This is a genomic window from Actinopolymorpha sp. B11F2 (assembly GCF_040195635.1).
Classification (GTDB): domain Bacteria; phylum Actinomycetota; class Actinomycetes; order Propionibacteriales; family Actinopolymorphaceae; genus Thermasporomyces.
This window is the reverse complement of sequence record NZ_JBEFTX010000041.1, coordinates 1-10,247: the sequence shown is the minus strand read 5'-3', so window position 1 is coordinate 10,247 and position 10,247 is coordinate 1. Positions and strand designations below refer to the sequence as shown.

The following is a 10,247-nucleotide window of genomic DNA, read 5'->3' as shown; positions in this document are numbered from 1 at the left end:
CGGCTCAGCCGGGCCATTAGCAGGCCATTAGGTCAGGCCAACCAGGGTTATTCCAGGCCACTTCAGCCCCCCGATCACGCGAGGATCGGGCCGTTCGCGCAGGTATATGTACGATTCCCAAGCTGACAGTGGGAGTTCGATTCTCCTCACCCGCTCAAGATCTCATGAGACCCGAATGCCCAGGTCAGAGGCTTGTAGGGCCTCTCCGGCGTCGTCGACTGCAGCCCTCAGGTCCCACTAAAAGCCGTCCGCGTGCTAGATGAGAGTGCCTCCCGCATCGAGTCGTGGCCCATCCGCTCCATCAGGTCACGAAGGCTGGCTCGACTGGCCGCCGCGAAGTGGTTTCCGGTGTGGCGAAGGTCGTGGAAGTGGAGGCCTGGCGTCCCGAGGTTGGCTACCACCTCGGGCCACTTCACGAGCTTGTTGAAGTTCCCGCGCCAGATCACCCGGCCGTTCTCGCCCGTGAACACGAAGGCGCGGTGACTTGGGCCCACGTAGCGCTCCAGATGCTCCAAGATCAACGGCACGACCACATGCGGGATTGAGAGGGTACGACGGCCGGCGCGCGACTTCGGTGGTCCCAGCGTCAGGCCTTTGCCGCGCCGCTCGGTCACTGCCGCCGGATGCGCACGAGCGCGCGCTCGACCACAACATCATCTGGGCCCCCACCGGGTTTCGGATGCACGACGATCTCCAAGTCCTGACGTTGCAGCGCGGCTACCTCACCCCACCGGAGACTGGCGAATGTCGCCAGCAAGACCATCGCCCGGAACCGACGCGGCATTGCGGACGAGAGCGCAAACACCTGCTCGATCGTGAGCACCGGACGTTCATTGGGATTCTCCGCGTCTGCCCCACGGAAGCGGCAGGGGTTCCGCGGAAGGATCTCGTCCTCCTTCACGGCTGTCATCAGCACTGCGCGCAGAAGCCGGTACGTCTTTGCCGGGATCCCCCCATCAGTACCCCGCGATACCGCATGGTTGGTCCTTCTTTGCCTGGCGATCAACTCGCCGTTACCGGTCGTCGAATCACGCGCGCAGATACTCACGGCATGCGAAAACTTCTATTCACCAGCGGCGTGATCGCCGCCGGCCTCTGCGCCGGCCTGCTCACGTCGACCACCGCGACCGCGCAGGCGGACGACGGCGACGGCGTGACGTTCGCCCTGATCGGCGACACCCCGTACGGCGACGCCCAGCGGGCCGAATTCCCAGGGCTGGTCAGGGCCATCAACACCGACCCCGGCGTGACCTTCACGCTGCATGCCGGAGACGTCAAGAACGGGTCGTCCACGTGTGACGACGCGCGATTCGCCGACCTAGCCGGACAGTTCGGAACCTTCGCGGATCCGTTCGTACTGACCCCCGGCGACAACGAGTGGACCGACTGCCATCGCACCGCGGCCGGCGGCTACCTGCCCACCGAACGCTTGGACGCGGTTCGCCGGGTGTTCTTCCCAGAGGCCGGCCGTACCCTCGGTGCGCACTCGATGCCCGTAAAGTCCCAGGCCTCCGACCCCCGGCACCAGCCCTACCGCGAGAACGTGCTGTTCACGCGCGGCCACGTCGTCTTCGCGACGGTACATGTCGTCGGCAGCGAAAACGACCTGGCGCCGTGGGCGGAACTGCCGGGCGGAGACCGGCCGGACCTGCGGCTGGCCGAGTTCGAGGCGCGAAAGGCCGCGGCGCTCGACTGGATCGATGCCGCGTTCGCCCGCGCCGACCGCGACCACGCGGCCGGTGTGCTGCTCATGATGCAGGCCGAGCCCACTGCCACCCCCGGCTTCGCCGAGATACGCGAACGTATCGCCGACAGGTCCCGCGCGTACGGCAAGCCGGTCCTGCTCGTGCACGGTGACGAGCACGCCTTCGAGCAGGAACCGGCCTACGCGGGAGTGCCCAATCTGACCCGGCTGGAGACCTTCGGCGACACCGCGAGCCGATGGTTGCGGGTCACCGTCGACCCGGACACGCGCGAGGTCTTCTCATGGCGGCCGCAGACGGTGCCCACCACGTGAGCATTCTCGACACCGGCGGGCATCGGCGCCCCCCGGCCGGATAGCCCTGCCCTCCGGACCGGATGCGCAACGACCGGCGCCGGTCCGGAGGCAAGCTCTTCAGGCACCATTCGCGAGGACTGGACCCAGCCCTCCAAGGTCCAGACGCCTACCGCGACGTCGGGCTCAGGATGGCCGAAGCCAGTCAGTGTCAAGCATGTGATGGCACACGAGTGTCAAGAATCAGGTGGCACAGGACACGTGCGTGCAGCTCTTGCCGTGACTCAGGTGATCCTTGACGGATCTGTCTCGGCTGATGCTTGACAGTTGGCCTAGAGAACCTAGGTGACCGTCCGCGGTCGGTCGTGCTCGATGTTACGGGCGGCGGCGTCGCGGCGAGGATGCGCGGGCGTGGGTCGTTCGACGGGCGACGAACGCCTTGGCGAAGAGTGGTTCGGATCAGGTCGGGTCGGTCTCCGGGCCGGGCTGGGCCGGACAGTTCAGCTCGACGACGCGGGCGAGTTGGCGGACGTCTCCTGCCTTCGCCGTGGTGATGGCTGGATCGTGATCCGCGAAGCCCGAGGATCGTACGACCTTTGCTCCGTCTGCTACTGACGACGGAATGGAGGACGATGATACCGCCTCCATCAAGGTAGGTGCCCGGTGCTTACCGGCCGTCGTCCACCCGGATGATGATGTCGCCGGGTTGGCAGTCCAGCTCGCGACACACTGCGTCCAACGTGGACAGGCGTAGTGCCTTTGCCTTGCCGGTCTTGAGGATCGAGAGGTTGGGCACCGTGATTCCGACGCGGTCCGCAAGTTCGGTCAAGGTCATCTTGCGCTCAAGCAGCATGTGGTCGAGGCGGATCTCGATGGCCATCAGACCGTAAGTTTCTGCTCTTCGGCGAGGTCAGCGCCGTGGCGGAAGAGTTCGGCGAGCAGGACGAGCAGCAGCCCGAAGGCAATCACCGTCCAGCTCGGCCCGCCGGGCTCCATCGATCCCAAGGAGAGGTGGGGCCAAGGGCCGATCACGGTATAGGAGTAGTCGTTCGCCTTAGGGCTGAAGAAGAGCCACAGGAAGGGTTCGATGAACTCCCACCCGACGATCGTCCAGCCGATGACGCGCAGGCGACGGACCATGTGGCCGGTGAACTCGTGGCCACGCGTGGCCGCACGCAGCATTAGCCAAAGCTGAGCGAGCAGGAAAGCCAGAACTAGCAGTGCCAGCACCTGCATGCCGTACAGGGATGCCATCAGCGGGTTCCAGCCGGGTTCGGCATCCAGGAAAAGTCGACCGGAGAGTTCCGCGTTGACCAGCCGCACGTCGCCTTGGAGCCACACGGGGCCGTCCAGGTGCTGCTCTCCTTGGTGGAGCACGATGTTGTAGCAGCCCGTCGCCGGGTCGCGCAGGTTTACCTGGTCGCACACCTCGCCGTACTGCATCACCTCCCATGACGGCTGGAACTCCAAGTGCAGCGACAGGCCAGGCACGGGAGCCTCGACCCGGTAGGTGTAGTCGCCCCATCCGGCTAGCCCGATGATCCCGAAGGTCGCCACCAGCAACGCCGCCAGAGTCGTCCCCACCCACGCGACCAGGGCAACTCCACTAGCGATCCTGAAGACCTTCTGTCGTCGCATGATCCCGCCAGCGTTGTCGAGACTCGATAGTCCTATATCGAGATGCATGATGGAGATATCGTTTTACGATGTCAACAGTCCTTAGACGAGCTATCGCCTCCGACATCCAACCGTTGCTCGACAACCAACAACGCAACAGCGCAATCCCAGGCCTCTCTCATCGGCAACGCCCCGTCAGTGAGCTTGTGACCGCTGCTGCGGCCGCTCCGCCATGATGCTGCGGACCGGCAGGGCGGAGGTGCGGCGAATCATGCGGACTTCACCGTCGTCGAGTTCGATGGCCAAGGTGGTCTCGGAGACGGCGATCGCGACGGTGCGGTGTTTGAAGACGCGGCCGATAGCGATTTTCTGGTCGCAGACCATGACGATCCCGGTGTTGGAGGCCCGGCGTTGCACCCGGATCGCGAGCAGCTGCGCTCTCGACTGGCTCAGTGGAGCATGCTGATCGATGGTCGAATCAACCTGGGAATCGAGGCAGACGGCCGTCTCGTCGGCGAGATCCAGACTTTCCGACGGGCGGACCGTGAACGATGTGCGACGGACCCCTGCGTCCAGGTCGGCATCTCCGTCTATGGCGCCGCCGACCGCGGTCGAGGCCTGGGAACGGAGGCGGTGCGGCTCTTCGTGGACTGGCTCTTTCAACAAGGTGTCGGGCGAGTCGAGGGCAGCACGACATCCCAGAACGAGGCCATGCGTGGGGTCTTCGAGCGCGTTGGGTTCGCCCGCGTAGACGATGGCCAGCGCTCCGTGTCGGAGAAACTTCTCTACCGACTCACACGCTCCGTGTGACAACGCCGTGCCAAGCTGTCACATGGCGGGCTCGAAGAGGGCCGCCCTGGGTCGTGCCCCCGTCGTGCTCCCGAACGGCCCTCATCAGCCGTCAACAACCCACACTTGCGAGGAGCAGTCCACGTCAGGGAAGCCGGATTCGAGGGGTGACCTGCGCTCGAAAAACCACTCGTAATACGCCGCTCCTTGCTAACGCGGTTGCTAAACACGAGGTCTGGACGGACCTCGACTTGGGCGGACGATCCGGCTTCTGTGCGTCCGCGTGGCAGACGTCTCTGGACGCCGGCAGAAGGTCCGGATGGAGTTTAGATCTGAGGTCGCGTGCCTTCCGCGTGCCCCGCCGTCCGGGCTGCGCTCCGGCGGTCAGTCTGGCTGGTTGCCAGGACGGAGGGAGCCTGGTCGACGGCAGGTTCTGTCCCCGCTCAGTGCACGACCTTGAGCCCGGCGACGCAGCCGATGATGCCGACCAGCAACAGAACCTTGATCAATGACACTGCTTCGGCCCCGGTGACCATGGCATAAGCGACGGTCAGGGTGGCGCCGATTCCCACCCATATGGCGTAGGAGGTACCGACTGGCAGCTCCCGCATGGCGTAGCCGAGTCCAGCCATACTGGCCGCTAGCGCAACGAAAAAGGTTATCGACGGGGCGAGGCGTGTGAATCCATGCGATTTACTCAAAGCTGTGGCCCACATGGCTTCCAGTACGCCGGACAGGACTAAGACGAGCCAGGACATGGCAGTTCTCCTTGGCACCGTCTTGTCGCACACCGGGTACGGCACCGCTCGTCCGGGGGCCACCTCACGGCCCTGGGTCGAGGCTTTCAAAGCTTCGCCCGAAACACAAGCCGGCCCGAGGATGCCGGACCGGTCGGTCGGTGGGTGGGTGGGTGCTGATCTGCCGCGGTCGACATCGGTCAGGCGGAAGGCATCGTCGGGCCATCCCCGGGCCATTACGGCGGGCGAACGACGGTCACTCCAGGCCGCTCCAGGACACCGCTCCTCGCTTACAGACACCTCTGCCAGGACTGTTTCCACATCTTCCAAGCTGTTTCTAGGTGCACGCTTGTGGCCGAGGAGGCGGCAGCGGTGGCGGCGTTCGAGGCAACCGCCGCCATCGCGGGCACGTGCTACGAAGTAGAGACTTCGGCGCTGGCTTCCGGCGCGCGTGCCTGCGCGCAAGCTCTGGTACTCGACGGCAGCCCATGCCTACTGCAGGCGGGTCGGGATCAGCTCGTGGGAGGGAATGTGGTGTCGATTCGAGGGTAACGACCCGGAGTGACATGGCTCCGTGAGTGGTCGCCTACGTAGTTCGCCAAGCCTGATCCCGCTGTCATCCGGCATACGCTCGCCCGGCTCGACTGCGACGCTAACCAAGCTGTGATGGTCGGCGACAACCTTACTCGCGACACACTGAGCTCGTTGGACGAGCGACCACTCTCTGGCGGTCGTGTGCCAGGTGACGCTTGACCACGCGGCAGGAGCCTGCCTCTCCATCGGCTCAGGGTCGCACGCTCGAGCCCGCGATGCGCACTCGTCCAAATCTGGCCGACGACTGGATCGGGTCCTGAGCAAGGCGAGCTGGGAGGATCAGCGCATGCGCTCAGTGACTGTCCGAGCCGATGACCAGACCTGCCTACACGTTGGCGTTACGGGAAACGGTCCTGACGTCGTGGTCTTGTCAGGTGGCCCGGGTTGCGTCCACTACCTCGAGCAGGACGACATCGCACCGCGCGGAATGCGGGCCTGGTATCCCGAACCACGCGGCGTGGGGCGCTCCGCCGGCGGCCCGCACACCCTCGACCAGGCAGTCGCCGACCTCGAAGCAGTCAGACGAGCGGCGGGGATCGATAGCTGGGTGGTGCTCGGCCACTCCTGGGGCGCGGACCTGGCAGTCCGCTACGCCTTGGACCACCCCTCACGTGTCCGCTCGGTCGTCGGCGTAGCTGGTCACGGCCTTCACAAGGACCGCAGCTGGTCCCAAACCTACGAGTCCTTGAAACACACCCAACCCAAGATCGACATCGACTGGAACCCTACGGTCCACCAAGCACTGAGCGAGTCATTCCTGGAGTGGATCCACGAGACCGACCTGCTCCGACGCCTCGCTGATTGCCGGGTCCCGATGACGATCGTCGCCGCCGAGCACGACATCCGCCCATCGTGGCCGCTGCGTCAGCTCGCAGCCCTGGTCCAGCGAGGCGTCTTCGTCGTGGCCCCCGACGTTCCGCACGACATGTGGTCGACCGACCCGGACGTCTGGGTCAACGTCGTAACGAAGGCTTGCCGCAACCACGGCTAACCAGCGCCTACGAAGGGTGCAGCTTGCCGGACAAGTAACATCCTGATCGGCCGCCATCCGACCGGAGCCGCCAACGGCGAACCGTGTCAACCATCAACCGAGACACAACTGTCAAGCATCAGGTGGCACAGCACACCAGGCGTCAGATCTTGCGTCAGCTCTTGTGATGGCCTCCGCGATGTGCCGGTCAGCATCACGTGTGATGTGCTGGTAGATCGGGCTGCCCGCATGATGTCGTGCCCCGTCCGGGCCATCAGGTCCCGCAGGGTCGCCCCAGTCGTTTGCGCGGCCAGTACGTTCCCGGTGTGGCGAAGATCGTGGAAGTGCAGCCCTGGCAGGCTGAGGTCGGCAACGGTCTTGATCCACTGCACGACCTTGCTGAAGTTGCTCCGGCGCACCGGTTGCCCCTTGAGTTCGGTGGATGCGCCGGGGACCACGATCGGCGCGGTAGGTCAGGGCCAGGTCAACGCTTCTGAGTACCCGGCCAACATCTCGGCCCAACGCCTCCTGCGGCGAGTAACGTTCGGCCGTGGCGGCCACATGGTCCACAGCGTTCCGCCGGCGGACGTGAGGCGCGGGCAGGAGGCTGGCGTGGGATCGATGGGCAAGCCGTTGCGTGCGGCATACTCACGGTGGCGGCCATGGGCAGAGACAGTGGCTGAGTTGCTGATGGGGCTCTTGGGCGCTTGGGCTCTACTTGCCGGAACGATCAACCTGATCAGCGATGGTGACGTACGAGAGCCGGCCGTATGGCTGATGCTGCTCTACGGGTTTGCTCTCTTGGCCTGCGCGGTGTGCCTGACGTTGTTCCGCCTTGCCGGGCGAGTGATGGCTGTCATCGGGCTTGTATTGGCGAGCTTCTGGGGCATTCTCGACACCTTGCTCTTCGCCCCCGATCGCGCCCTGCTTCCCCAACCATTTCCACTCGTGGTGCTCGCTTGGCTCGGGTACGCATGGCTTCATCCACCAGCTGATAGACCACCCCGCCGCGCACGGGCGGCAGTGTTCGCAGTTTGGCCGTGGTGGTCGCCCCCACCCGAGGTCAGCGGCGACTCTACTTCGGGAGCCGAAGATCGCCAGCGTGGTGTTGTCAGACCGGATGCTGACCTAGCGCCCGGCAAGGATCCCAGCCGATAGCACCCAGCGCGTGTCGCACATCACCCGACGCCGGCTCTTGCCTTCTGCGGGGTGATCTGCGACGGATTTGCGCGACCTGATGTGCGACATGAGGTCTAGGAAGTTGAAGTGGCCGTCCGTGGCGGCCTGGACTTGATCGTAGTGACGGGCTTGGTGTTGGTGCGAGTTCGCCTGCCCGCAGGAACCCAACGTTCTGCAGCCGGGCCCGCCACCGGAGGCAAGCATGCCTGTCATCGACGCAGCACAATGGGCAGCACCACCACCGAGCGGAGGACACGAGATGGCCACCCCCTTCCACGGCGACCGCCTCAAGGCGCTGCGCACCGAGGTGGGCAGGTCCCAGGCCGAGCTCGCCGAACGGATCGACTCCGACGCTCGGCAGGTCTCCCGCTACGAGAACAACAAGGTCGCTCCCGGCCTCGAGGCCGTCCTCCGCATCGCCCTGACCTTCAACGTCCGCGTCGACTACCTGCTCATCGACGACGCCCAGCGACGACCCCTCAACGCCACCAGCAGCCACGTCGACACCCGCCTCGCCGACCTCGACCAGCTCACCGACGACGAACGCGCCACCATCACCAACGTCATCGACGCGCTGGTGACCGAGAGCAAACTCCGCGCCATTACTAGCGGAGTCGGTTGAGCCCGCATCGTGGACCGCACAATGACTGTTGGAGCCGTGGACGTCCATTACGACGACATGGGTGGGGCGAAGGTGGCGCTGGTCGTTTGCGCTGAGCCTTCCTTCTCAACCGTGAAGTCCGAGCACGTGGCCGACATCTCCCGGACAGTGCCATACGAGTCGGGGGCGCTATTCAAGCGGGAACTTCCGTGCATCCAGGCGGTGCTGGCCCTCGGTCCACCCCTTGAGCTCCTCGTCATCGACGGTTACGCCACCCTTGATCCGCAGGGGCGACCAGGGCTCGGAGCGCATGCCGCAGAAGCACTCGACCTTCCCGTTATCGGCGTCGCCAAGAGTCCATTTCACACCGCAACGCACGCAGTCAAGGTCATCCGCGGCGTCGCTACGCGGCCGCTCTATGTCACAGCCGCTGGCGGCCTCGAGATCGTCGATGCCGCGCGGATCGTGGCGGCGATGGCCGGATCGAATCGGATCCCGACCGCGTTGGCGAGAGTGGACCGTCTCGCACGCGGCCGGGATCGGCCGGCCGTCGACCGAGAAGCCCGCTGACCGCTATCGATGCCCGCGACGCCTTCGCGTGAACATCACCGGGCCGCCGTCGCCACCCGGATCATCTCGACGCGGCCCGGTGCGACAACCTCGATCACCTCAAGCACGTTGTCCCGCATTCAACCATCATGCGTGAGCGCCCAGCTCGCAAGAAGCCACAACGATCGACTTGCCTGCCTCTACGGATAGGAACGGACCCTGCCCAAACCCGGGTGAGGGCAACGCCTGTCCGACCGATGGAAGAGAAGCCCTCAGATCTTCCGGAGCCGCAGAATAGTGATCACTCGTAGCCTGTTGCCCCATAAATACTTCGCAGACGAGGCTCCATGTCGGTTGCGACGGTGGTGGTTCGTCACGGGCCCTGTAGCCGAGTTCGAATGCGTCGAGATATGCCGCAAGAGCCCCCAGGTAGTCCTCCAGGGTATGGTTCTCCCACTCACGGGGTGCGCGGCGCAAGTCGGTCAGCATCAATCGCACGACCCTCGTGCTGGGTTTGTGCCGCGCCGACTATCTCATCGGGCACGTCAGCAAAACGGCCCGTCTCCCACATTCCTGTCACGCGGGTATGCTGCACCAGCCAACGACGGGTGTCGCTGGCAGGGCCTTGTGGTGAAGCGAGGCGATCGGGGAACCCGATAGGGGCCAACGACGAGAGCGGTGACGCTACGGACTCAATCTGAGCGTCAAGTGGTTTGACCCGAGTGACATGGAGGCATCGCAGCAACGCCTTTCCATCCGACTCACCCCAACAGCCGTTAGCAGGCTGTGAGACGCTCCTCGCCGCTGGTAGATCCTCCGGGAGGGTTACGAGTATGGAAGACCGTTCGCCGCGGATTCTCGCCATTGAGTGGGGCAGGATCGACGTCGAGGGAGTCGGCGAAGTGAAGGACGCGAAGCTCTTCCCAGGCGGGGGCCGGGCGTGGGACTGGACCGAGACCGGCACCAGACATCGCCCCGGGATCCAGGTCCTCGACGCGGAAGAACTGCTCGCCGCCGGCGCGACCACAGTCGTGCTGAGCAGAGGGATGGACCTCGTGCTTCAAGTGCCGTCTACGACAGTCTCGGAGCTAGTGCCTCGTCAAGCAACGTTGGGTAGGTAATCGGGCTGGCGGATCTTGGAGCCGATGGCGAACTTTGTCTTCGGGTGGGCTCGCTGGTTGGTCCATCGGATGTATCGGGCGATCGCGGTCTCTT

General features: G+C 64.9%; 14 protein-coding genes, 1 pseudogene and 1 riboswitch. Of the genes and pseudogenes, 7 read left to right on the top strand and 8 right to left on the bottom strand.

Annotated elements, in window-relative coordinates:
• Positions 1 to 227: 227 nt before the first annotated feature.
• Positions 228 to 527: a site-specific integrase gene (locus ABN034_RS33970; RefSeq protein WP_349695060.1), complete on the bottom strand. Its 300-nt coding sequence runs from the start codon at positions 525 to 527 to the stop codon at positions 228 to 230.
• Between the two features lie 83 nt (positions 528 to 610).
• Entirely contained in the window at positions 611 to 910 is a 300-nt protein-coding gene (locus ABN034_RS33965; protein WP_349695059.1) for a hypothetical protein, read from the bottom strand.
• 141 nt (positions 911 to 1,051) lie between these two features.
• Here ABN034_RS33965 and ABN034_RS33960 point away from each other — a divergent pair, with 141 nt between their 5' ends.
• Positions 1,052 to 2,017, top strand: coding sequence for a metallophosphoesterase (locus ABN034_RS33960; RefSeq protein ID WP_349695058.1), 966 nt, complete (start codon positions 1,052 to 1,054; stop codon positions 2,015 to 2,017).
• A 390-nt stretch (positions 2,018 to 2,407) separates the two neighbouring features.
• On the top strand, positions 2,408 to 2,611 hold the full coding sequence (locus ABN034_RS33955) for a hypothetical protein (RefSeq protein WP_349695057.1): 204 nt from the start codon (positions 2,408 to 2,410) through the stop codon (positions 2,609 to 2,611).
• A gap of 52 nt (positions 2,612 to 2,663) precedes the next feature.
• On the opposite strand, the gene ABN034_RS33950 is transcribed toward ABN034_RS33955, so the two are convergent.
• The 3 genes from ABN034_RS33950 to ABN034_RS33940 form a co-directional block, all read right to left on the bottom strand.
• On the bottom strand, positions 2,664 to 2,876 hold the full coding sequence (locus tag ABN034_RS33950) for a helix-turn-helix domain-containing protein (protein WP_349695056.1): 213 nt from the start codon (positions 2,874 to 2,876) through the stop codon (positions 2,664 to 2,666).
• The gene (locus ABN034_RS33945) at positions 2,876 to 3,553 is read right to left on the bottom strand and encodes a DUF2975 domain-containing protein (RefSeq protein WP_349695061.1); all 678 of its coding nucleotides are present in this window, start codon (positions 3,551 to 3,553) and stop codon (positions 2,876 to 2,878) included. The genes ABN034_RS33950 and ABN034_RS33945 overlap by 1 nt, the downstream gene beginning before the upstream one ends.
• Positions 3,554 to 3,808: 255 nt before the next feature.
• Positions 3,809 to 3,997, bottom strand: a complete 189-nt coding sequence (locus tag ABN034_RS33940; protein WP_349695055.1) for a hypothetical protein — start codon at positions 3,995 to 3,997, stop codon at positions 3,809 to 3,811.
• Here ABN034_RS33940 and ABN034_RS34810 point away from each other — a divergent pair.
• Complete coding sequence (locus tag ABN034_RS34810) at positions 3,953 to 4,423, top strand: GNAT family N-acetyltransferase (RefSeq protein WP_502879148.1); 471 nt, start codon at positions 3,953 to 3,955, stop codon at positions 4,421 to 4,423. The genes ABN034_RS33940 and ABN034_RS34810 overlap by 45 nt on opposite strands.
• A 422-nt stretch (positions 4,424 to 4,845) precedes the next feature.
• Here ABN034_RS34810 and ABN034_RS33935 read toward each other — a convergent pair whose 3' ends face one another.
• A complete protein-coding gene (locus tag ABN034_RS33935; RefSeq protein ID WP_349695054.1) occupies positions 4,846 to 5,160 on the bottom strand; it encodes a DMT family transporter in 315 nt (104 codons plus the stop codon).
• 11 nt (positions 5,161 to 5,171) lie between these two features.
• Positions 5,172 to 5,236: riboswitch (guanidine-III (ykkC-III) riboswitch) on the bottom strand.
• Between the two features lie 512 nt (positions 5,237 to 5,748).
• Here ABN034_RS33935 and ABN034_RS34805 point away from each other — a divergent pair.
• Together ABN034_RS34805 and ABN034_RS33930 are read left to right on the top strand one after the other, a co-directional pair.
• Positions 5,749 to 5,892, top strand: a pseudogene (locus ABN034_RS34805) (hypothetical protein); the annotation flags it as partial.
• 127 nt (positions 5,893 to 6,019) lie between these two features.
• Positions 6,020 to 6,724 carry an alpha/beta fold hydrolase gene (locus ABN034_RS33930; RefSeq protein WP_349695053.1) on the top strand — a complete coding sequence of 235 codons (705 nt, stop codon included), beginning with the start codon at positions 6,020 to 6,022 and terminating at the stop codon, positions 6,722 to 6,724.
• A gap of 86 nt (positions 6,725 to 6,810) precedes the next feature.
• On the opposite strand, the gene ABN034_RS33925 is transcribed toward ABN034_RS33930, so the two are convergent.
• Positions 6,811 to 7,161: a hypothetical protein gene (locus ABN034_RS33925; RefSeq protein WP_349695052.1), complete on the bottom strand. Its 351-nt coding sequence runs from the start codon at positions 7,159 to 7,161 to the stop codon at positions 6,811 to 6,813.
• Positions 7,162 to 8,141: 980 nt separating this feature from the next.
• Here ABN034_RS33925 and ABN034_RS33920 point away from each other — a divergent pair.
• Together ABN034_RS33920 and ABN034_RS33915 are read left to right on the top strand one after the other, a co-directional pair.
• Complete coding sequence (locus ABN034_RS33920) at positions 8,142 to 8,504, top strand: helix-turn-helix domain-containing protein (RefSeq protein WP_349695051.1); 363 nt, start codon at positions 8,142 to 8,144, stop codon at positions 8,502 to 8,504.
• 21 nt (positions 8,505 to 8,525) lie between these two features.
• The gene (locus ABN034_RS33915; RefSeq protein ID WP_349695050.1) at positions 8,526 to 9,053 is read left to right on the top strand and encodes an endonuclease V; all 528 of its coding nucleotides are present in this window, start codon (positions 8,526 to 8,528) and stop codon (positions 9,051 to 9,053) included.
• Positions 9,054 to 9,179: 126 nt separating this feature from the next.
• Here ABN034_RS33915 and ABN034_RS34800 read toward each other — a convergent pair whose 3' ends face one another.
• Positions 9,180 to 9,521: a DUF7660 family protein gene (locus tag ABN034_RS34800; RefSeq protein WP_502879147.1), complete on the bottom strand. Its 342-nt coding sequence runs from the start codon at positions 9,519 to 9,521 to the stop codon at positions 9,180 to 9,182.
• Between the last annotated feature and the right edge of the window lie 726 nt (positions 9,522 to 10,247).